The following is a 21,248-nucleotide window of genomic DNA, read 5'->3' as shown; positions in this document are numbered from 1 at the left end:
AGGAGAGGCATGAGCTTAGCGGTTTTGACCAGCCGCGGATTGAGCGGCATGCAGGCACCGGAAGTCACGGTCGAAGTACATCTGGCAAACGGCCTCCCTTCTTTCACCATCGTCGGCTTGCCGGAAACCGAGGTCAAGGAATCCAAGGATCGCGTCCGCGCCGCCCTGCAAAACGCAGGCTTTGAGTTCCCGGCACGGCGCATCACTGTCAACCTCGCTCCCGCCGATTTACCGAAAGAGTCCGGGCGCTTCGATCTGCCCATCGCCCTCGGCATCCTCGCCGCCTCCCAGCAAATGCCGGCCGACACACTGAGTCAATACGAGTTTGCTGGCGAGCTATCGCTGTCCGGCGAACTGCGTCCGATACGCGGCGCCCTTGCCATGACTTACGCGATGCACCGTCGTGGTGATCGGGGTGGCCAACAACGTGCATTTATCCTGCCGCGCATGAATGCTGATGAGGCGGCACTGGTCGCAGATGTGACCATCTTGCCCGCTGATTCCCTGCTGCAAGTATGCGCACATTTTGCAGCGCATGATCCGGATACACGCCTGCTTCGTCATGTGGCCACACCGGCAACAGTATCGCCCGACTATCCGGATCTGGCCGACGTCAAAGGACAAGTTCAGGCCAAACGCGCATTGGAAGTGGCTGCCGCGGGAGGCCATAGTTTGCTGATGGTCGGACCGCCGGGAACCGGCAAGTCGATGCTGGCCAAACGCTTTGCCGGCATCCTGCCGCCCATGACGGACGAAGAAGCACTGGAATCCGCTGCCGTGCAATCGTTGACCAGCGGCTTCAGCAGTGCACGCTGGAAGCTGCGGCCATTTCGTGCCCCGCATCACACCGCATCCGGTGTGGCACTGGTCGGTGGTGGTGGCACACCCCGTCCCGGAGAGATTTCCCTCGCGCATCACGGCGTACTCTTTCTTGATGAGCTGCCTGAATTCCAGCGCTCCGTGCTGGAAGTTTTACGCGAGCCGCTGGAATCCGGTCACATCACGATTTCAAGGGCAGCACGACAAGCGGACTTCCCTGCACAGTTTCAATTGATCGCGGCGATGAATCCCTGCCCATGCGGCTATCTGGGTCACACCTCCAACAAATGTCGTTGTACACCGGATCTGATCGCGCGTTATCAAGGAAAAATTTCCGGCCCTCTGCTGGACCGTATCGATATGCAAATCCAGGTTGGCGCACTGCCACATGAGGACTTGCTCAGGCAGGCAGACGGCGAATCATCTGCAGATATAGCAGTGCGCGTTGCACATGCCGCAGCGACGCAACTTGCGCGTCAGGGCAAATCCAATCATGCCTTGGCGGGTAGTGAAATCGAATGGCACTGCAAGCCGGATAACAGCGGCGAACAATTGCTGCGTACCGCCATGAGCCGCCTCAACTGGTCAGCACGTGCTTATCATCGCGTATTGAAAGTAGCGCGCACCATCGCCGACCTGAGTGACGCCGTGATCATCAGCAAGCCGCATGTGGCAGAAGCGATTCAATATCGCAGGGCTTTGCGTGAGCAATAAGTATTTAATTCTGGCCCGCAATACTGACATGTCACTGGCATGATGCTTGCTAAGCTATCACTGCCGAATTGAAAGCGGTAGTTACACGTGATGACATTGCCGGTCGATATTCTTCCCTTTTATCGATCGGCAATCGAGCGCCTGTGTGACCAGTTATAGCAACACATCAACGCGCGTCAACGATCTCAGGCTCGCCATTCGGATATGGATGCAGACAATAGACTTTGCCGGTCTTGCCCTGCATATGCGCTTGCGACCATTTACCGCGAATCTTGTACAGGATGTCGCCGGCAAACAAAACCGGACCTTCGATTACTTTGGAATTTTTTAAGCCGCTCTTTTGCAGGCATGCATGTGCGGTGCTTTTGTACAAGGCATCCCATGCATCAGGAGATGATGCGTGGGCAGAGGCATTGAGAAAAATGAATGCAGCAAATAAAAGGATGTGACGCATAGCGATTTCCTCTTCAAGTATTCAACAGGTCTGCAGATTTATTCGACCGGGATGATTTTGGTTTCATACATTTTGGCCAGCGGCTTTTTTGCCTTGGCCCACGCCACAGCCTGTTGTGCTTCGGCCAGGCTCATGGTCGAAGCCTTGTCTTTGCTGCGTATGAAAGAGACTCCCTCAAATACGCCTTCCTTACTTTTCATCAGCTTGGCATAGACCGGCAAGTCTTTCTCCTGCGGCCCCGTTTTGCGTTGTTCGATGAAATAGAGTTGTTCTTTATCAGTCATAAGATTCTTTAAATAGTAGCTGAGTGCGCCGGGAAGACTCAGCCCAGTTTGCTGTTGTCGAAGGTCAGCATATTCCAGGTCACGCCCATGCGCACGTCATCCTTCAGTGCAACCAGCTGGCGCGACATATAAAGCTGATCCTTATCCTTGCGCAGTTTCTCACCCAGGGTATTTTTAAGGATGCCGGCACCCGCCATGATGCGATCTATATTGCCGTAGCTTTGCAGTAACTTGGCAGCAGTCTTCACGCCGACTTTGGACACACCGGGAATGCCGTCCGATACATCCCCCATCAAAGCCAGCAGATCCGTAAGCATTTCCGGCGGCACTCCGAACTTTGCTTCAACCCACTTGCTATCATGCCATTCACCTTTGAAGTGATCCCAGATCACTGCGCCGTGCTCTATCAGCGTATGCAAATCCTTGTCGGTGGAAACGATGATCGCTTCTCCACGGCCTTCACCCAGCCAGCGCAATACGCCGGTTGCAATCACGTCATCCGCCTCCACCTCAGGCACAGACACGACATGCAAGCCCAGCTCGGCAAGCTGCGCATAAAAATCAGGCAGGCGCTCTTTCAATGCTTCCGGCATAGGCGCGCGATTCTCGCGATAGCGTGCGTACAGATCATGGCGCCATGTAGGGCCACCAAAATCAAAAGCCGGCAAGACGTGCGTAGGCTGGTGCGCCACCAATAGTTTGCGAAAGGAGGCGACGGAATGGCGCAGGGCGGTATCTGCCTTGATGGCTTCATCCTCTTCCATATTCGCTTCATAGACGCGGCGCACTATATTCAGGCCATCTATAGCAAGCAGTTTTCCCATATTTCCCAGCCTTCTGCTAACAAGCGCCGCAGCATGCCGACGCATATAAAGATGGCCATTTTACAAGCCTTACGCAGGTCGGCACGTCTTTGAATTGCCATTATCACAATCAAAATGCCGTGGACATGTCACATATTTGACGAAATTCGGCAAAACCAATGTTTCCACATGGAAATATTGGTCATTTCCACCGATAATAGCGTCCGATTTACTGCAAAGCCACGTCATCTTCGGGCTTCAGCCAACTTCTTGCATATTTCACAGCAAGACAGTAGCCAGCAATCCAAGAGCTTCAACGTACATCGCGCAGCTTCGTCCACCCTGCCGTATCTTTGGAACAGATCATGAAAATCACAAACCTGAAAATCAGTACGCGTCTCAGCCTCGGCTTCGCACTACTGCTCACCTTAATGGTCGTCATGACCGTCGTCGGCATTCTGCGCCTGCAACAAGTCGGCACTTCGACCCAAATCATGGCCGATACCATGTTGCCGAAAGAACGCCTGGCACAGGAATGGCTGTCGGCAGTCGACGTCAACGGTGCGCGCACACTGGCCTCTGTGAAAACGACCAGCGCCGAAGACCAGGCTTTTTTCCAGAAGCAAATGGAAGCGACCAGCGCACGAGCCAGCGAACTGCAAAAAATCATAGAAGGCATGGTCAGGACGCCTGAAGACAAGCGCCTGATCGAACAGGTAGGCGTTGCGCGCAACACTTACCGCGACATCCGCCAGACTGTGCTCAAGACCAAAGCCAACGGCCAGATCGCAGAAGCGCAAAGCATGATCAGAGAAAAAATGTTGCCCGCGATGGAAGCGTATAGCAAGTCGATCGACGCGGTTCTGCAAAATGAAAAGAAAATGATCGATGAAGCCGGCGCCAGCATACAGGCCGCCTTCCTGTCCGGTCGTAGCTTGCTGATCGGCTTGCTGGTCGCCGCAGTCGCACTCGGCGTCTTCTTTGCATGGCGTCTTGCAATCAGCATTACGCGTCCGTTGAACCGTGCCGTCACGGTTGCACGCACGGTCGCTTCCGGTGATTTGTCAGCCAAGATAGAAGTCGCTTCGAATGACGAAACCGGACAGTTGATGCAAGCGCTGAAAGACATGACGCAGAGCCTGAACAAAACCGTTACTGAAGTACGCAGTGGTACCGAAACCATCGCCACCGCATCACGTCAGATCGCATCCGGTAATCTGGACTTATCCTCACGCACCGAAGAACAGGCCAGCTCACTCGGTGAAACCGCAGCATCGATGGGTCAGCTGACATCGACCGTGCGCCAGAATGCCGACAATGCACGTCAGGCCAACAGTCTGGCTATGTCTGCTTCCGATGTTGCCATCAAGGGTGGCTCGGTCGTATCCGAAGTTGTCGATACGATGGAGTCCATCAATGAATCGGCACGCAAAATTGTCGACATCATCAGCGTCATCGACGGCATCGCCTTCCAGACCAACATCCTCGCGTTAAATGCGGCAGTCGAAGCAGCACGTGCAGGTGAGCAGGGTCGCGGCTTTGCAGTTGTCGCAACCGAAGTGCGTAATCTGGCACAACGTTCAGCCGCTGCCGCCAAGGAAATCAAAGTACTGATAGGTGACTCGGTAGGCAAGGTTGAAGCAGGCAGCAAACTGGTCAATGAAGCCGGCAGCACCATGAATGAAATCGTCGATAGCGTCAAACGCGTCACCGACATCATGGCCGAAATCATGGCAGCCAGCCAGGAACAAAGCTCGGGCATCGACCAGGTCAATCAGGCGATCGGACAAATGGATCAGGTTACGCAGCAAAATGCAGCGCTGGTTGAAGAAGCCGCGGCAGCCGCCGAATCCTTGCAAGACCAGGCCAGCAACCTCGCGCGCGTGGTCAGCCAGTTCAAACTGGACGGCAATCAGGTCGCCTTTGCCAGCACGCTGGACGACATTCCGCTGGTGCGCAGCAGTACGCCAGCGATCCGCAACCAGGCTGCCAAACCTTTGTTGTCTAATCCGGCGCACGCACCCAAGCGCGAAAAAGCATCTGCCGGCGCAGATGACTGGGAAGAGTTTTAATCCGGCATACGCCCGATATCTCAGGCCAGCCTTGTGCTGGCCTTTTTTATTGCTGCTATCTGCGGTGTACCATAAGCATCCGATTGCCTGCATCCGCGCCTATTGCCGCTTACGCTCATGAAATTTGCTACCCGTTCTGTTACCAGCATCGTGTTGCTCAGTACTGTCTTCGTACTGGCAGCATGCTCGCCCAAATTTGACTGGCGCGAAATCCGCAGCAATGACGCACCGTACGCGGTCGCCATGCCCAGCAAGCCGAACACGGTGACACGTCAGATCGATTTGAATGGCAGCCAGGTTGCGATGACGATGACAGTGTCTACGGTGGAAGGCGTCACCTTCGCGGTGGGCACTGCAGAGTTGCCGGACGCCACCCAGGCGCAAGTTTCATTGAACTCTATGAAAACAGCGCTGGTCAAAAATATAGCTGGCACCGTCAAGGAAGAAAAAGTGCTGACGATGCCGCACGGCACGGCCAACGGGCAATTGGCAGTGACGGAAATGCAGGCGCTCGGCGCTGCCGGTGCCAACGGCGACGATCAGGTACGGGTGTTATTTGCCAGATTCGTGGCAAAAGATAAACGGGTATATCAACTGGTCGTTACTGGTGCAGAAAAAGCCGTAAAACGTGAATTAGTGGATACTTTCTTTTCGTCCTTTAAATTGAACTAAAAAACAGCTGTAAGCATCACTACACACCCGGCACAACTTCGCTAGAACACTTGCAGAAATCGTGCTAAGGTTTAAGCGTCGTTCACTTCAAGGAGGCTGCTCATGTTAATCACGTTCAAATCCAAAGCCGCAGCCGAGGTACTGATGTATGAAGAGCATGCAAAACGCATACTCGACCTTCTGCACAAAGATCATAAGCGCGGTGTCATTACCGCTGCAGAAACAGCAAATGCCATCAAATTGCTGGAACATGAAATCACCGAAAGCAAAGCCCATTTCGCCTCGGAAGCAGTACAACGCGATGTCGTCGCACATCATGGCGAGAACGGCGACGACAATGAACACGAGCAACCAGAACCAGTACGCTTCTCCTCGCGCGCCTATCCTTTACTGGAAATGCTGCGTGCAGCCCGCGCAGAAAACCAGGATATCGTCTGGGGCGTTTAGCAGCCAGCTCATACCCATAGCGTAAAAGGCCGGAATACGGCCTTCCACCCCAGCGCAACATAGTCTCCCACAGCAGACGCGGAGCAGTTTGCCCCAGGCAACTGTCTCCGCGTTTGTCTTCCAGCCGGCGCTTGCCGCTAGCTGTTCACCTGATCTGTTCCAAATATCCCCGGTTTTTTTCGATTTATCTGGCCCGTGAGCGCGTTTAGCGCGCGCGCACCGCTACAATCACGTCATTGAGAAATTCAGGAACCGGCGACCATCGGTTCTGGCTGGAGCATGCGACGCGGCACACGAGACGCGTGCGCTACAGCTTTAACGAAAAGATAACGTGACCACCATCAATTTAAAGCCCGACTCCCTCGCCTTCAGCTTGCATGGCGCCGCCCAAGCCGTTGCGGCCGTAGGACGCGGCGTTGCCCTGCCACAAGCACTCGCGCAAATCTTTGCGCAAACCCATGCCCTACCGCAAGCACGCGGTGCCATCCAGGACCTCTCTTACTACAGCATGCGCCATATCGGCCGGGCCGAGTCATTGCTCAATGCGATGACGACCAAACCAACCGAGCCTGCCGTTTTGCACGGCCTGCTGTGCTGCGCGCTGGCGCTGGTTTCTGACGCGCAAGAAGGCGAACCGCGTTACAGCGATTTCACCGTGGTCGATCAGGCGGTAACTGCCGCCGCTGCAGATCCGGACATGGCGCATGCCAAAGGTATGGTCAATGCGGTATTGCGCCGTTTCCTGCGTGAACGCGATGCATTAATGAAGAGTGCGGCGGGCAAACAGTTTGCGCGCTGGAACTACCCGGACTGGTGGATAGACCGCATGCGTTCAGCTTATCCGGAAACCTGGCAAGCCATACTCGAAGCAGGCAATGCTGCGCCACCACTCACCTTGCGCGTGAATCGCCGCAAGACGACTGTGGATGACTACCTCGCGATGTTGGCGGCACAATCCGTGCTCGCTACCCGGGTCGGCGCAGATGCCGTCAAGCTGGCGCAACCGACGCCAGTCAACCTCATCCCGGGCTTCAATGAAGGTTTGGTCTCGGTACAGGATGCCGCCGCCCAGTTGGCTGCTCCGTTGCTGGACTTGCGCGACGGCATGCGGGTACTCGACGCTTGTGCTGCACCAGGGGGTAAAAGCGGGCATATTCTGGAAAGTGCTGATGTCGAACTGATCGCGCTCGACAATGAAGCCCGCCGTGTGCCGCGCATTGCAGAGAACCTCGAACGCCTGCAATTGCAAGCCCAGCTGTTGACCGGCGACGCCAGCAGCACTGACTGGTGGGACGGCAAACCGTTTGACCGCATCCTGGCTGATGTACCGTGCACCGCATCCGGCATCGTGCGTCGTCATCCGGACATACGCTGGCTGCGTCGCAAGGGAGATACAACACAGTTGGCGGCAATTTCTGCCAAAATTCTCGACAACCTTTGGCAGATGCTACAAGCGGATGGTAAATTGCTGTTTGTCACCTGTTCGCTGTGGCCGCAGGAATCGGAAGCGCAGGCAGCGGCATTTGCCGTACGTAATAATGCAACCCGCTTACCTGCGCCCGGCCAATTGTTGCCAACGGCAAGTGCGGATCATGACCATGACGGTTTGTTTTATGCATTGTTTCAAAAAACCGTCTCCTGATTTTTAGCGTAACCACTTAACTTACCAGGCAGTTTGTTCTGCCTTCCCAAGACGCGTGAAACGAAAACTTTTCTTTCCCCTTTACTGGCTGTGCGCCATTATGTTGCTGGCGTTCTCGCTGCAACATAGCAATGCACAAGCAGCGGAAAGCATAGAAATCGTCGAAGCCCATCTGGAAGACAGCACCGAAGGTTACCGCCTGGCAGCTACCTACTCCTTTGATTTGAGCCGCGGCCTCGAAGATGCATTAACGCGCGGCATCCCGCTGTACTTCACCACCGAAATTGAAATCAACAAACCGCGCTGGTACTGGTTTGATGCCAAGGAAGTGAGTGAAAGCCAGACCATACGCATCTCCTACAACGTCCTGACCCGCCAATATCACGCCGCCATCACCGGCCGCTTGCAACAAAGCTTTGCCTCACTGGACGATGCCTTGTCCATGGTGCGCCGTCCGAATCGCTGGATCATCGCCGACCGCAACACGCTGAAAGTCGGCCAGACCTACGAAGTCGCGGTGCGCATGCAGCTGGATGTGGCGCAATTACCCAAACCGTTCCAGGTCCATGCGATGAACAGTAGTGACTGGCGACTGTCGTCGAGCTGGAAACGCTTCACTTATACGGCGGAACGTCAGTGACCCGACTCCTTCGGTATCTGCTGGTCGTCGGCGGGGCGGTAGTCAGTATATTGTTGTTCCTGCTCGCGTCTGCATCTGAAAATTCCAACCTGTTTGAACAAAACTATCCGTGGCTGCTGATCCTCAATGCAGTCGTCGCCGGAGCCTTGCTGCTGCTGGTCATCCTGCTGCTGGTACGCCTCTACAAACGCTATAAACGCGGCAAGTTCGGTTCCAAGCTGATGGCGCGGCTGGTGCTGCTGTTCGCCGTCATCGGCATCTTGCCGGGCGCCGTTATTTATACGGTATCGGTGCAATTCGTCTCGCGCTCCATCGAATCCTGGTTCGACGTACGGGTTGAGTCAGCATTGGAATCCGGCCTCAACCTTGGCCGCGCCGCACTCGACTCCTCGCTGAGTGACTTGCAAACCAAGGCGCGCAATATGGCGCTGGAACTATCCGACTTGTCGGATGCGATGCAGATCACCCAGCTGTCACGCATGCGCGACCAGAACCTGCAGCAGGAAGCGGTGATCGTGACCAGCAACGGCCAAATGATCGCCAGCTCCGGTTCGCAACTCAGCTCGCTGCTGCCGGATCTGCCGACCGCCGCCATGTTGCGGCAGGCGCGTCAGACCCGTTATTACGCGGTCATCGAAGGCAATAACGAATTCCAGGACGAGACCAGCACCAGCAAACCGGCGACTAACACCAATCCGGTCGCCAACAATGCCAACAGCATGTATCTGCGCGTAGTCGTTGAAATCCCTACTTCCAGCAAGGCCTTGCTGCTGCAGACCGATACGCGCTACCTGCAATTACGCCAGCCGGTACCGGAACAACTTGCCAGCAATGCGGAAGCCTTGCGCCTTGCCTACAGCGAATACCAGGAGCGTTACCTGGCCCGTACCGGCTTGCGCAAGATCTACATCGTCACACTTACACTGACGCTGCTGCTGGCGATCTTTGGCGCAATTGCCGCCGCCTTCCTGATTGCCAGTGACCTGGCCAAACCACTGCTGTTGCTGGCGGAAGGTACCAAGGCGGTGGCCGAGGGCAACCTGTCGCCGCGTCCGATTGTGGCCTCCAGGGATGAGCTCGGAACACTGACCCAATCCTTTAATACGATGACGCGCCAGTTGGCCGATGCACGCGCGTCGGTCGAGAAAAATCGCTTCGAACTGGAAAACGCCAAAGGCTATCTGGAATCGGTGCTGGCCAATATGTCGGCGGGTGTGATGGTCCTCGACCGCAACTTCAAATTAGTCACCTGCAATGAATCCGTTGAGCGCATACTGCAGCACGACTTTGCCCAGCACATAGGCAAACCGTTGAAGGACATAGATGGTCTCAGCACCTTCGCCCAGGTGATCACGCAATCCTTCTCCGAACAGAGCGCACAATCAGCCGCTGGCCGCGCTGGTGGTGACAGCCTGCATTGGCAGCATCAGATCGATGTGCCGCGCCGCATGGGCGGACCGGAAACCGAGAACGACATCTCGCTGCTGGCACGCGGCTCACGCCTGCCGGGTGGACGCGAAGGTAGTTATGTGGTCGTGTTCGATGATATTTCCGACGTGATTTCGGCACAGCGCTCGATCGCCTGGGGCGAAGTCGCACGGCGCCTGGCGCATGAAATCAAAAATCCGCTGACACCTATCCAGCTCTCCGCCGAACGCCTGCACATGAAGCTGGAAGGCAAGCTGAACGAGGCCGATGCCAAAGTGCTGGAACGCAGTACCGAAACCATCGTGAACCAGGTCTCTGCCATGAAGCGCATGGTGGACGATTTCCGCGACTACGCGAAAACCCCACCGGCAGTATTGTCTTCGCTCGATCTGAATGCGTTGATAGAAGAAATTTTGCATCTCTATCTCAACGGCGACGGTGGCGACATCATCCATGCGTCACTGGCACAGGACTTGCCACTCATCATGGGCGATCCGACACAACTGCGCCAGGTCATCCATAACCTGCTGCAAAATGCGCAGGATGCGGTGGCCGATCGCGGTGAAGAGGCCGCCGCAGCCCGCATCGATATCATTACCGAGGAAATCCACTACCGCAGTTCCGACGGCGCGGTGAGCAACGCAGTGCAGCTGACCATCACCGATAATGGCCCGGGCTTCACGCCAAAAATCCTGGCGCATGCATTCGAGCCCTACATTACGTCGAAGCCGCGCGGCACCGGCCTCGGTCTGGCCATGGTCAAAAAAATTATCGAAGAGCACGGCGGCCGCATAGATATTCAGAACCGTAGCGATACGAACGGTGCGAAAGTAGCTATTTTGCTGTTAAAGTTATCCTCCGAATGAAAGCTGAAATAAAACACGGCGCATTAGGGGGGCAATCAAGATGAGGGAGGGAAACAGATGGCAAATATTCTAGTTGTTGACGACGAGATGGGCATACGCGAATTGCTCTCGGAAATCCTTGGGGATGAAGGGCATGTCGTGGCAACCGCGGAGAATGCTCAACAGGCGCGCGAACTGCGAGCCGCTGCCAAACCTGACCTGGTCTTGCTGGATATCTGGATGCCTGACACCGACGGCGTCACCCTGCTCAAGGAATGGCAACGCGATGGCATGCTGACGATGCCCGTCATCATGATGTCCGGCCATGCGACGATAGATACCGCCGTCGAAGCGACCCGTATCGGTGCACTTAATTTCCTCGAAAAACCGATTTCGCTGCAGAAATTATTAAAAGCAGTACAGCAGGGTCTGACCCGCGGCCAGGAAGTCACGCGTATCGCCAGCATGCCAGTGCGCGCGCCTATCGCCGCTACCGACCATCATCACGCACCGCTGGACAAGGCGCTCCCTGCCACCTCCAGCCAGATGTATCCGCCTATCGCCAGCGCACCGTTGATGTCGGCTGATACGCAATTTTTCACCGCGTCATTTGAACTGCCTTTGCGTGAAGCACGCGATGCATTTGAACGCGCCTACTTCGAGCACCATCTCGGCCAGGAAGGCGGCAGCATGACCCGCGTCGCGGAAAAGACCGGCCTCGAACGCACACACTTGTACCGCAAGCTCAAGCAACTCGGCGTTGAACCCGGCAAAATCGCTAAAAAAGGGGTATGACACTCACCTCGCTGGTTCTGGGCGGACGCGCCGCCAACCGTGAAAGCACGATACACAGCCGTATTGACGCCACACAAGATACCGCCATCATTCTCGAAGGGCTGCCCGACGGGCACAGCGCCCTCGATGACTTGCCTGCAACAGCTCCACTCCTGAAAATCGCCCGTATCGCCCCCGGCTGCATGCATTGCACCGGCAGCCTGATCATGCGCGTCACACTCAACCGCATACTGCGCGACAAACCCGCCCGCCTCTATATCAGCGTCGCCAACACCGAGCACCTGGAACAACTGCGCCTGTCCCTGACGCAAGCCCCGTACGACGCCTGGCTCAAGCTGACGGACGACCTAGACTGCACCGCGCAGGCAAACTGAGGCCCGGTTTTGCCAGAATTGTGGCCTGAATTGTTAATCTTTCTGTCGGGCACTTAATTTCTTTTCTTACAGTCCGTTACCAACTTATGGGCGGAATCCCTGTCCAACACTTGAAATTGCTCCGAACAACGCCATTTCCCTATCAACGCGATGATTTCTTCATTGCAATAGCGACAGGAGATTATATGAACGTGATCTACAACAGCGAGCAATACAGCGTCGTAGAATTCGGTGCTGATGACGGGCAGGACGCCCTGCGCTTTGGCGGCTATGAAATCATGGATAAGCCAGCCAAACGTGAAATATTCATCGCCGGTGCTTCCGCCGAATCCTTCCGCAAAAATGTCCGCGATTTGATCGCAACCGAACCGAGCGTCGAAGAAATCGATGAGTTTCTGGCTAATTACGATGTCTACATGAGCCAGGCACTGACCATACACTAAGCCGCTTTTACCATGCCTGCATAGCCCTTTGCGGACTATGCAGGCATAATTTAGCCTTCTCTGTTAACGCTTCATCGCGATGTACGCGAATTCCCATTTCATCACCAGCAGTCAGACCGAAGCGCATGCGCAATTGCAAACGCAGGTAGTGCGTCACGCGCAACACCCGTTCCGCAAACCAATCACGAGCTACAACCGCAGCGCGTTTGACGACAGCATCGCGCGCTGGCAAGCCGCAGGCGCTAAACCACTGATACTGGACGCCGGCTGCGGCGTCGGTTTATCCACCTTCAACCTGGCACAGCAATACCCGGATCACTTTGTCATCGGCGTCGATCAGTCAGAAGATCGTACTAGCCGCAACACGCAATGGCCGGATGCGATACCGGATAACTGCCTGCGCGTACGTGCGGATCTGGTCGATTACTGGCGGCTGCTGCTGGACAGCCGCATCCGTCCGGCACGTCATTACATCCTGTATCCGAATCCGTGGCCAAAGATAGGGCACCTGACGCGACGCTGGCATGGCCATGCCATCTTCCCGACCATCGTCGCATTGGGAGGTGCGCTGGAGTGCCGCAGTAACTGGCAGATTTATATAGAAGAATTTGCTGCTGCCCTACAACTTTTGGGACAGCAGGAAGTCGCTTGCGAGCGCTATGCACCAGATCACTGCATCACGCCTTTCGAACAAAAATACCTGGCATCCGGGCATGGCTTATGGCGTTGCCGGCTACAACTGGCAGCAAGCTAAACACCGCGCTCACTTAGTCTTGCTTAGCCCCGCGCAATATGGCAAGCAATTTATTCCCCGCCACATCCAGCGGCCCGCTATTATCCAGCCGGATTACCTGCCCCTGTGCCGTCGGCACGAATTCCTTTGCACGCTGCAAACGTTTCAGCAAAGCCGGGCCTTGCTCGCGCTGGCGCGCTTCCAGGCGTTCACGCACTATGTTTTCATTCGCGTCTATCCAGATCACAATCGCATCCGGAAAAGCCTGCAGCAATTGCGGCACATACGCCCGCGAACCATTGATCACCACATCGCGCCCGGCTTTAAGGTCTGCTTCTATGCCGCGCCGTACGCCGTAACACAGGTCATTCGCCTGCCACACCATCGCGAACTGACCACTGGCAGCCAGCCGCCAGAAGCCGGGCGCATCCACCACCTCGTGCACTTCATTGCCTTGCGTCGCGCGCGTGATCGTCCGTTGCGCAAACACCAATTTCTCGTCGCCGGCACACTGTGCGCGTACCCAATTCAGCAAGCTATCCTTGCCAACGCCGGACGGACCGACACAAAAAAATATACAGCCGCTATCCGGCAAGCCTGCACGTTCAGATAATCCAGAAAAGGGGATGCGTTGCCACTCGACAAAAGGGGCGCCCGGGTATTCTTCACGCGCTATCGTCAATGCATCTATCGTCAGCGGTGCGCTTGCAGCCGCGGCTGCAAAGTGCTGTTCCGCCGTCTTGCGTATCGTATAAATCACATCCGCATCGGCGTGCATCATGGCATCCGTCAGCGTCATATGGAAACGGAAGAATTCCTCCGTAAATGGATAGCCCCAGCGCTGCAAGAGCGTACTCTGGCGTGCCGTCAGACCCGCCTGGCGACGCCTGGCCAATTCCGGCTCGGTCAGCGGCGCACGTAAAAGGTCAAAGTAAGTGACGCAGCGCATCGCAAGTCCGCCGATTTCATCCAGCGGGCCATTCACCTGCAAGGCCAGAAAATCCATCAACGGCCGTACCCGCACCTCATCCAGCACGATCGCTTTCTGGGTAGAACAAAATGCCCGTGCCATGTGCAGCAGATGGTCTTCGGTAAAACCCTCGAACAGACGAAAGGGCGCTTTCAGCGTCGCATGAAAGCCATAGCGACGTGCGTCTGCCGTCAGGCTGGCGAGTAAAAGCCTGGGTATGCCTGGAATATTGACTTGCTCGACAAGCTCGGCACTGGCGTGGCGCCTGCCCAGCCAGCTGCTACCGGCCTGCGCCCACGGCGAGTCGTTTGCAGGCGTATAGTAAAGGGCGTAGCGCGTCATGTTTACAGATGATACTCGCACGCCGGGCAAAGGGCTGGCCATATCGCCGTCAGCCCGTGCGCCCTGCACGAAACCGGTACTGCCGTGCATCAGCAAATCCCGAGTGCGCATACGTCACCTGTATATGGGTTAGTTGCTGCCATGCTAGTCGCCGATTGTGACCGGACTTTGACATGGCATCAATCTCGCCTCATGCCGTGTAACAAATGAGACAGAGCGGAATACCGGGCAATACGCCTGATCCAACATACAACTGGCATTCCTTATATCAACGGAGATTGTCATGACAGCAAAACGCTTCCTCCATCTGGCACTCATCAGCCTCGTCATCACCCTGGTGGGATGCTCAACAACACCCATACCTGCAAAAATCAAAGCGCAGATGAGTACCAGCCAGGCCGTCGTTGCCTATTTCAGCAATGGCGAGACGGCACAAAGTTGCAACTGCACGTCAGGAGTGGATTCGAACTACTCGCTAACGCCGGTTCCAAACGGCTACTACCGGGTTCTGCTGGGACGTAATGCCGAGGGTCTGTTTCTGGTTCAGGATTTTTATCAAAAGAATAAACGCCCACAATCCTCACCGGTGTGGATCAAAGAGCCCGACGATATCTTTAACTTCAATAGCAATATCATCATAGGCTCCGCAACGCTGTACTACCCTGACGGCAAGATACTGGAAACCTTCACTAACACCGACAAGGAAAGCAGAAGCGGAGAAGGCTTTTATAAAAGCGGGCAACGCGCAACAAAATACGTAGAAGACAATACGGGTACCCAGTTTGAATACTGGTATCAGTCCGGCAAGCCGGCCGCCAGATACGGCCGATCCGCATCTGGTCAACTAAACTATGCGGAAGCCTGGGATGAGAGTGGCGATAAAACCGAGAACATAGATGCCATCATCATCGATATCGCCAGGAAAATGGACCCCGAACCCTGAGCATCTGTCCTGCCAGTACGATCCTACCCAGATCCATAACGATAGTTACGCCATCACGTTTTTACAGGCGCAGACTTACTCCCTCTTACCCATCACCTGCCAGCCAGCGCAGCGGTGGTGGGTGAGCTGATCCGCCGTTTCCCGAGCCAACAAGAAAACTCTACTTTTAGCGGCACCGCTTTTTCATCAGGAATTACTGAGTATGATGCCCTGATCAAAACGCACATGAGTCTCTATCAATGGAATCAGTCATGACATCAACACGTTACCTCTACCTGACACTTATCGGCATCGTCATCACACTGAGCGGGTGCGCAACAACGCAAATACCAACGGACATCAAAGCCCAGATGACAACGACTGAACCCGTCATAGGTTATTTCAGTCGCACTCCGACCATGCAAGGCTGCGGTTGCGGCTCATCACGTATAGACCCGCAGTATTCTCAGACTCCGGTCGAAGATGGCTACTATCGCGTGCTGCTCGGACGCAATGCCCAAGGCCTGTTCCTGATCCAGGACTTTTATCAGAAGAACAAACAGCCGCAATCATCACCACTCTGGGTCAAGGATCCCCTGCACGTATTCAGCTTCGAGAGCGATGTGGTCGTAGGTCCGGGCGTACTTTATTATCCTGATGGCAAGGTAGTAGAGAAATTCAATAATACAGACCGCGATACCAGGCAAGGTGAAGGCTACTATCCCAGCGGCGAACGGGCGCTGACCTACACACTGGATCGCCAAAAGACCTGGTTCGAATATTGGTATAAATCCGGCAAGCCTGCAGCCAAATACGTCGAGTCCCTTAACCGAGGTTCGGAAGAAACAGAAGCCTGGGATGAAAACGGCAATAAGGCAGAAAATGCGAACGACATTATTGATCGCATAATTGCAGAACTGAAATCAGGCTCAACCAAATAATGCACCACGGTGCTCCCTCTCTGGGAGCACCTTACTCGCCGCTCTGGCTATCCCACATCATTCTGCCTCCAGGCGCTCAAGCCAAACGCTCTAAGCTGTGTTTTTGTGTGAAAATTGAGCCATGTGTCACTGCGTCGCGTTCTTCAATACCAGTTGCGTCACCTCGCAAATCTGCAGGTGTTCCCACTAAGCCCTTGTATCCACAAGCTGTTGAGCCGGCAGACCACCCTAACTAAGGAAGAAAATGTGCCAGCTTCTCGGAATGAACTGCAATGTCCCGACTGACATTGTGTTCAGTTTCACCGGCTTCGCCACGCGCGGCGGCCGTACCGATATCCACAACGACGGTTGGGGCATCGCATTTTTTGAAGGCGCCGGCGTGCGCCACTTTGTCGATCATCAGGCTGCGGTTGAATCGCCGGTCGCCGACCTGATCCGCCGTTACCCGATCAAATCGAAGAATGTCATCGCGCATATCCGCAAGGCGACCCAGGGTCGTGTCGCACTGGAAAACTGCCATCCCTTCGTGCGCGAACTATGGGGGCGTTACTTCGTGTTTGCCCACAATGGCGACCTGAAGGATTTCAATCCTGAACTGAACGGCCCTTACCAGCCGGTCGGCACCACGGATAGCGAAGCTGCGTTCTGCTACATCCTGCAAGAGCTGCGTCGTCGCTTTGACGATGCCTTGCCGATGCTGCCGCAATTGACGGCTGCAATCGCCGAGCTGACGAAAGAGATCGCGCAATACGGCACATTTAACATGATGCTGTCAGACGGCTCCGCACTGTTCGCGCATTGCTCAACCAATCTGCACTACATCGTGCGCCAGCATCCGTTTGCCGAAGCGACCTTGTGCGATGAAGATGTGAAAGTGAATTTCTCGGAAGTGACAACGCCGAATGATCGCGTCGCCATTATCGTGACTGAACCGCTGACCACGAATGAGACATGGACAGCATTCAAAAGCGGAGAACTGAAAGTATTTATAGATGGTACGCCGCTGGCCTGAACGGACCTAGCCGTTCAGCCAGCGACTATATGCTTCAGGACAGATTAGGTGCGAGCCAGCGCTCTACATCTTCCTTGGCTACACCGCGACGCTCTGCCATATCGTTGACCTGATCGTCGCCTATCTTGCCGACTACAAAGTACTTCGCTTCCGGGTGCGCAAAGTAGAAGCCCGACACCGCCGCGCCCGGGAACATCGCGTAGGAATCGGTCAGCATCATGCCTATCTCTTCCGCCTGCAAGGTGTCGAACATTTCCCTCTTGACTGTGTGTTCAGGACAAGCAGGGTAACCTGGCGCAGGACGGATGCCGCTGTACTCTTCCTTGATCAGCGCTTCATTCGGCAACTGCTCATCCGGCGCATAGCCCCACAAGTCTTTACGCACACGCTCGTGCAAATGCTCGGCAAAGGCTTCCGCCAGGCGATCTGCCAGCGACTTCAGCATGATGGATGAATAGTCGTCATGCGCATCTTCGAAACGCTTTTCATACTTCTCAATGCCGAGGCCTGCAGTGACCGCAAACAAACCGATGTAGTCGGCGACACCTGATGATTTAGGCGCAATGAAATCTGCCAGACACTGGTTAGGACGCGCGACACCATCGATCACAGGCTTCACGGTTTGCTGGCGCACACCGTAGTAGGTGAACGCAACTTTCGTACGGGTTTCGTCGGTATAGATTTCGATATCGTCGTCATTCACCGAATTGGCTGGCAACAGTGCGATCACACCATTCGCCTGCAACCAGCGGCCTTCGATGACTTTTTTCAGCAAGGCCTGACCCTCAGCAAATACCTTGGTCGCCGCATCACCCACCACCTCGTCTGTCAGGATGGCCGGATAAGGGCCCGCCAGATCCCAGGTCTGGAAGAACGGGCCCCAGTCGATGTACTGAGCAATCGTCGCCAGATCCACATTCTTGAATACGCGGCGACCGATGAATTTCGGTTTAACCGGCGCGAACTTGCCGCTGAACTCAAGCTTCATCTTGTTCGCACGCGCTTCTGCCAGTGTCAGCATAGGCACGGCTTTTTTGTTCGCATGCTGTTCGCGTATGCGTTCGTAATCAGCCGCGATTTCGGCGATGTAAGCATCGCGCTGTTCCGGCGTCAGCAGCGATTGCGCAACCGAAACCGAACGCGACGCATCCGGCACATACACGACCGGGCCGTCATAGTTGTGTGCAATCTTGACCGCTGTATGCGCACGGCTGGTGGTTGCACCTCCGATGAGCAATGGCATTTTCAAACCACGGAAGTATTCATCGCGCTGCATTTCCTTCGCGACGTACGCCATCTCTTCCAGTGACGGCGTGATCAGGCCGGAGAGACCGATGATGTCAGCGTTCTCTTCCTTGGCCTTGGCCAGGATTTCAGAGCACGGCACCATCACGCCCATGTTCACGACTTCAAAGTTATTACATTGCAGCACGACCGACACAATGTTCTTGCCGATATCGTGCACATCGCCCTTGACGGTGGCGATGACGATCTTGCCTTTCGGTTTGCTGACGATGCCAGTCTGTTCCTGCAGCAAACGCTTTTCTTCTTCGATGAACGGAATCAGATGCGCGACCGCCTGCTTCATCACACGTGCCGATTTCACCACCTGCGGCAAGAACATCTTGCCCTGGCCGAACAGGTCACCGACGATGTTCATACCGTCCATCAGCGGACCTTCGATCACATGGATAGGGCGACCGCCATTGGTCAGCAATTCCTGACGCGCTTCTTCGGTGTCTTCCACGATCCACTGCGTAATACCTTGCACCAGCGCATGCGCCAGGCGCTGCTGCACCGTGCCGCTACGCCATTCCAGCGTGGCTTCTTCCTTCTTGTCGCCAGCCTTCAACGTCGAAGCGATTTCGATCATGCGCTCAGTCGCATCTTCGCGGCGGTTCAGCACCACGTCTTCGACGCGCTCGCGCAATTCTGCCGGTAAGTTATCGTAGACGCCAACCATACCTGCGTTGACGATACCCATCGTCATACCAGCTTTGATCGCGTGGTACAGGAATACTGTGTGTATTGCTTCACGTGCTGGGTCATTGCCACGGAAGCTGAAGCTGACGTTGGATACACCGCCGCTGATTTTTGCGTGCGGCAGGTTTTCCTTGATCCAGCGTACGGAGTTAATGAAATCAACTGCGTAGTTATTGTGTTCTTCAATACCGGTTGCGATCGCAAAAATATTCGGATCAAAGATGATGTCTTCCGGCGGGAAGTCCACTTTATTCACCAGCAGCCAGTAAGCGCGTTCGCAGATTTCTATCTTGCGCTCGAAGGTATCGGCCTGGCCACGTTCATCAAAGGCCATGACGATGACGGCCGCACCGTAGCGACGGCACAGCTTGGCTTCATGCAGGAATTTTTCTTCGCCTTCCTTCATCGAAATCGAGTTGACAATAGCCTTGCCCTGCACGCATTTCAACCCTGCTTCGATCACCGACCACTTCGACGAATCGATCATGATAGGCACGCGTGCGATATCCGGCTCGGAGGCAACCAGGTTCAGGAAGCGCGACATCGCAGCCTGCGAATCCAGCATCGCTTCATCCATGTTGATATCGATGATTTGCGCGCCGTTTTCTACCTGCTGGCGCGCAACTGCCAATGCTTCATCGTATTGCTCGTTGATGATGAGACGTGCGAATGCCTTGGAGCCGGTGACGTTGGTACGTTCACCGACGTTGACGAACAGGGACTGGTCATCAATGATGAAAGGCTCCAGGCCGGACAATTTCAGGGTCGGCTCTACCGTCGGTATCACGCGTGGCGCGATGGTCTTCACAGTGTCGGCAATCGCCTTGATGTGATCCGGCGTGGTACCGCAGCAACCACCGGCCACATTGACGAAACCGCTATCTGCGAAATCTTTCAGCAGTGATGAAGTAACGTCCGGTGTTTCATCAAAGCCGGTATCACTCATTGGATTCGGCAAACCCGCGTTCGGGTAGATACAGACATAGGTGTCGGCGATCTTCGACAACTCTTCCGCATACGGACGCATCAGCGCAGCACCAAGTGCGCAGTTCAGACCGACGGTCAGCGGCTTCGCATGACGAATCGAATGCCAGAACGCAGGAACGGTCTGACCGGACAGGATACGGCCCGATGCATCAGTCACCGTGCCGGAAATCATAATAGGTAAACGCTTGCCGGATTCTTCGAAGAACTGATCAATCGCGAACAGCGCGGCCTTGCAGTTCAAGGTATCGAAAATAGTTTCGACCAGCAGCACGTCGGCGCCGCCTTCGACCAGACCACGTGTCTGATCCAGGTAGGCAGCAACCAGTTGATCAAAGGTGACGTTACGCGCAGCAGGATCGTTCACATCAGGTGAAATCGACGCAGTCTTCGGTGTAGGTCCGAGTGCGCCCGCGACAAAACGCGGCTTGTCCGGTGTCGAATACTTATCGCAGGCGGCACGTGCGAGGCGCGCCGAAGCGACGTTCATTTCATAGGCCAGGTGACCCATGTGGTAATCGTCTTGCGCCACGGTGGTCGCACCGAAAGTATTCGATTCGATCAGGTCGGCACCGGCCGCCAGGTATTGTTCATGAATCTGGCTGATGACGTCGGGACGTGTCAACGACAGCAATTCATTATTGCCTTTGACGAAGAGTTCCTTGCCCGGAACAGAGAAGTCGGCGAAACGCGTACCGCGATAATCCTCTTCCGTCAGCTTGTATTGCTGAATCATGGTTCCCATCGCGCCATCCAGGATCAGGATGCGGCGTGCCATCAGGTCGCGCAGGAGAACTTCGGTAGGGCAGAGTGCGTCGCGTTTCATCTTTAATTCTTTATCTATTCGTTATCGGTTCAGCCACATAAAGACAAAAACCCGGACACAGGCTGCGCCGGGTTGTACGTGTATGAAAACTAAGGATAAATTA

The 21,248-nt window shown here is 55.1% G+C and carries 19 protein-coding genes; 14 read left to right on the top strand and 5 right to left on the bottom strand.

The window, feature by feature from the left end; genetic code table 11:
• Positions 1–9 precede the first annotated feature (9 nt).
• On the top strand, positions 10–1,533 hold the full coding sequence (locus DBR37_RS04110; protein WP_124573113.1) for a YifB family Mg chelatase-like AAA ATPase: 1,524 nt from the start codon (positions 10–12) through the stop codon (positions 1,531–1,533).
• 166 nt (positions 1,534–1,699) lie between these two features.
• Here DBR37_RS04110 and DBR37_RS04105 read toward each other — a convergent pair whose 3' ends face one another.
• Genes DBR37_RS04105 through DBR37_RS04095 form a run of 3 tightly spaced genes read right to left on the bottom strand, consistent with a single transcriptional unit; the run spans position 1,700 to position 3,095 of the window.
• Entirely contained in the window at positions 1,700–1,987 is a 288-nt protein-coding gene (locus DBR37_RS04105; protein WP_124573111.1) for a hypothetical protein, read from the bottom strand.
• Positions 1,988–2,025: 38 nt separating this feature from the next.
• Entirely contained in the window at positions 2,026–2,271 is a 246-nt protein-coding gene (locus tag DBR37_RS04100) for a hypothetical protein (RefSeq protein ID WP_124573109.1), read from the bottom strand.
• Between the two features lie 38 nt (positions 2,272–2,309).
• Positions 2,310–3,095 carry a 5'-3' exonuclease H3TH domain-containing protein gene (locus tag DBR37_RS04095; RefSeq protein ID WP_124573107.1) on the bottom strand — a complete coding sequence of 262 codons (786 nt, stop codon included), beginning with the start codon at positions 3,093–3,095 and terminating at the stop codon, positions 2,310–2,312.
• Between the two features lie 344 nt (positions 3,096–3,439).
• Here DBR37_RS04095 and DBR37_RS04090 point away from each other — a divergent pair, with 344 nt between their 5' ends.
• From DBR37_RS04090 to DBR37_RS04045, 10 genes are all read left to right on the top strand, one after another.
• A complete protein-coding gene (locus tag DBR37_RS04090; RefSeq protein ID WP_124573105.1) occupies positions 3,440–5,146 on the top strand; it encodes a methyl-accepting chemotaxis protein in 1,707 nt (568 codons plus the stop codon).
• Between the two features lie 117 nt (positions 5,147–5,263).
• Entirely contained in the window at positions 5,264–5,818 is a 555-nt protein-coding gene (locus tag DBR37_RS04085) for a hypothetical protein (RefSeq protein ID WP_124573103.1), read from the top strand.
• A 102-nt stretch (positions 5,819–5,920) separates the two neighbouring features.
• On the top strand, positions 5,921–6,265 hold the full coding sequence (locus DBR37_RS04080; protein WP_124573102.1) for a DUF1840 domain-containing protein: 345 nt from the start codon (positions 5,921–5,923) through the stop codon (positions 6,263–6,265).
• Positions 6,266–6,596: 331 nt separating this feature from the next.
• Positions 6,597–7,907 (top strand): 16S rRNA (cytosine(967)-C(5))-methyltransferase RsmB, encoded by a 1,311-nt coding sequence (gene rsmB, locus DBR37_RS04075; RefSeq protein WP_124573100.1) that lies wholly within the window; start codon positions 6,597–6,599, stop codon positions 7,905–7,907.
• A gap of 100 nt (positions 7,908–8,007) precedes the next feature.
• Complete coding sequence (locus tag DBR37_RS04070; RefSeq protein WP_124573280.1) at positions 8,008–8,547, top strand: DUF4390 domain-containing protein; 540 nt, start codon at positions 8,008–8,010, stop codon at positions 8,545–8,547.
• The gene (locus DBR37_RS04065; protein ID WP_124573098.1) at positions 8,544–10,841 is read left to right on the top strand and encodes an ATP-binding protein; all 2,298 of its coding nucleotides are present in this window, start codon (positions 8,544–8,546) and stop codon (positions 10,839–10,841) included. The genes DBR37_RS04070 and DBR37_RS04065 overlap by 4 nt, the downstream gene beginning before the upstream one ends.
• A 57-nt stretch (positions 10,842–10,898) precedes the next feature.
• Positions 10,899–11,615 (top strand): response regulator, encoded by a 717-nt coding sequence (locus DBR37_RS04060; protein ID WP_124573096.1) that lies wholly within the window; start codon positions 10,899–10,901, stop codon positions 11,613–11,615.
• On the top strand, positions 11,612–11,989 hold the full coding sequence (locus DBR37_RS04055) for a GTPase (protein WP_124573094.1): 378 nt from the start codon (positions 11,612–11,614) through the stop codon (positions 11,987–11,989). The genes DBR37_RS04060 and DBR37_RS04055 overlap by 4 nt, the downstream gene beginning before the upstream one ends.
• A gap of 185 nt (positions 11,990–12,174) precedes the next feature.
• The gene (locus DBR37_RS04050) at positions 12,175–12,432 is read left to right on the top strand and encodes a DUF3567 domain-containing protein (protein WP_124573092.1); all 258 of its coding nucleotides are present in this window, start codon (positions 12,175–12,177) and stop codon (positions 12,430–12,432) included.
• Between the two features lie 79 nt (positions 12,433–12,511).
• Positions 12,512–13,186 (top strand): tRNA (guanosine(46)-N(7))-methyltransferase TrmB, encoded by a 675-nt coding sequence (locus tag DBR37_RS04045; protein ID WP_124573090.1) that lies wholly within the window; start codon positions 12,512–12,514, stop codon positions 13,184–13,186.
• Positions 13,187–13,199: 13 nt separating this feature from the next.
• On the opposite strand, the gene phnN is transcribed toward DBR37_RS04045, so the two are convergent.
• Positions 13,200–14,588, bottom strand: coding sequence for a phosphonate metabolism protein/1,5-bisphosphokinase (PRPP-forming) PhnN (gene phnN / locus DBR37_RS04040; RefSeq protein WP_124573089.1), 1,389 nt, complete (start codon positions 14,586–14,588; stop codon positions 13,200–13,202).
• 172 nt (positions 14,589–14,760) lie between these two features.
• Between phnN and DBR37_RS04035 the strand changes: the two genes are divergently transcribed.
• From DBR37_RS04035 to DBR37_RS04025, 3 genes are all read left to right on the top strand, one after another.
• Positions 14,761–15,420: a hypothetical protein gene (locus DBR37_RS04035; protein WP_124573087.1), complete on the top strand. Its 660-nt coding sequence runs from the start codon at positions 14,761–14,763 to the stop codon at positions 15,418–15,420.
• A gap of 251 nt (positions 15,421–15,671) precedes the next feature.
• Entirely contained in the window at positions 15,672–16,340 is a 669-nt protein-coding gene (locus DBR37_RS04030; protein ID WP_124573085.1) for a hypothetical protein, read from the top strand.
• 244 nt (positions 16,341–16,584) lie between these two features.
• On the top strand, positions 16,585–17,352 hold the full coding sequence (locus tag DBR37_RS04025; RefSeq protein WP_124573083.1) for a class II glutamine amidotransferase: 768 nt from the start codon (positions 16,585–16,587) through the stop codon (positions 17,350–17,352).
• A gap of 34 nt (positions 17,353–17,386) precedes the next feature.
• On the opposite strand, the gene metH is transcribed toward DBR37_RS04025, so the two are convergent.
• On the bottom strand, positions 17,387–21,145 hold the full coding sequence (gene metH, locus DBR37_RS04020; protein WP_124573081.1) for a methionine synthase: 3,759 nt from the start codon (positions 21,143–21,145) through the stop codon (positions 17,387–17,389).
• Between the last annotated feature and the right edge of the window lie 103 nt (positions 21,146–21,248).

Source organism: Herminiimonas sp. KBW02, from assembly GCF_003852535.1.
Lineage (GTDB): Bacteria > Pseudomonadota > Gammaproteobacteria > Burkholderiales > Burkholderiaceae_D > Oxalicibacterium.
The sequence above is the reverse complement of the archived record's forward strand: the minus strand, read 5'-3'. Positions and strand labels throughout refer to the sequence as shown.

Bases quoted from the DNA above. Each gene is read 5' to 3' on its own strand.
- DBR37_RS04110 (WP_124573113.1), top strand. From the start codon at position 10: ATGAGCTTAGCGGTTTTGACCAGCCGCGGATTGAGCGGCATGCAGGCA.
- DBR37_RS04105 (WP_124573111.1), bottom strand. From the start codon at position 1,987: ATGCGTCACATCCTTTTATTTGCTGCATTCATTTTTCTCAATGCCTCT.
- DBR37_RS04100 (WP_124573109.1), bottom strand. From the start codon at position 2,271: ATGACTGATAAAGAACAACTCTATTTCATCGAACAACGCAAAACGGGG.
- DBR37_RS04095 (WP_124573107.1), bottom strand. From the start codon at position 3,095: ATGGGAAAACTGCTTGCTATAGATGGCCTGAATATAGTGCGCCGCGTC.
- DBR37_RS04090 (WP_124573105.1), top strand. From the start codon at position 3,440: ATGAAAATCACAAACCTGAAAATCAGTACGCGTCTCAGCCTCGGCTTC.
- DBR37_RS04085 (WP_124573103.1), top strand. From the start codon at position 5,264: ATGAAATTTGCTACCCGTTCTGTTACCAGCATCGTGTTGCTCAGTACT.
- DBR37_RS04080 (WP_124573102.1), top strand. From the start codon at position 5,921: ATGTTAATCACGTTCAAATCCAAAGCCGCAGCCGAGGTACTGATGTAT.
- DBR37_RS04070 (WP_124573280.1), top strand. From the start codon at position 8,008: ATGTTGCTGGCGTTCTCGCTGCAACATAGCAATGCACAAGCAGCGGAA.
- DBR37_RS04060 (WP_124573096.1), top strand. From the start codon at position 10,899: ATGGCAAATATTCTAGTTGTTGACGACGAGATGGGCATACGCGAATTG.
- DBR37_RS04055 (WP_124573094.1), top strand. From the start codon at position 11,612: ATGACACTCACCTCGCTGGTTCTGGGCGGACGCGCCGCCAACCGTGAA.
- DBR37_RS04050 (WP_124573092.1), top strand. From the start codon at position 12,175: ATGAACGTGATCTACAACAGCGAGCAATACAGCGTCGTAGAATTCGGT.
- DBR37_RS04045 (WP_124573090.1), top strand. From the start codon at position 12,512: ATGTACGCGAATTCCCATTTCATCACCAGCAGTCAGACCGAAGCGCAT.
- phnN (WP_124573089.1), bottom strand. From the start codon at position 14,588: ATGCGCACTCGGGATTTGCTGATGCACGGCAGTACCGGTTTCGTGCAG.
- DBR37_RS04035 (WP_124573087.1), top strand. From the start codon at position 14,761: ATGACAGCAAAACGCTTCCTCCATCTGGCACTCATCAGCCTCGTCATC.
- DBR37_RS04030 (WP_124573085.1), top strand. From the start codon at position 15,672: ATGACATCAACACGTTACCTCTACCTGACACTTATCGGCATCGTCATC.
- DBR37_RS04025 (WP_124573083.1), top strand. From the start codon at position 16,585: ATGTGCCAGCTTCTCGGAATGAACTGCAATGTCCCGACTGACATTGTG.
- metH (WP_124573081.1), bottom strand. From the start codon at position 21,145: ATGAAACGCGACGCACTCTGCCCTACCGAAGTTCTCCTGCGCGACCTG.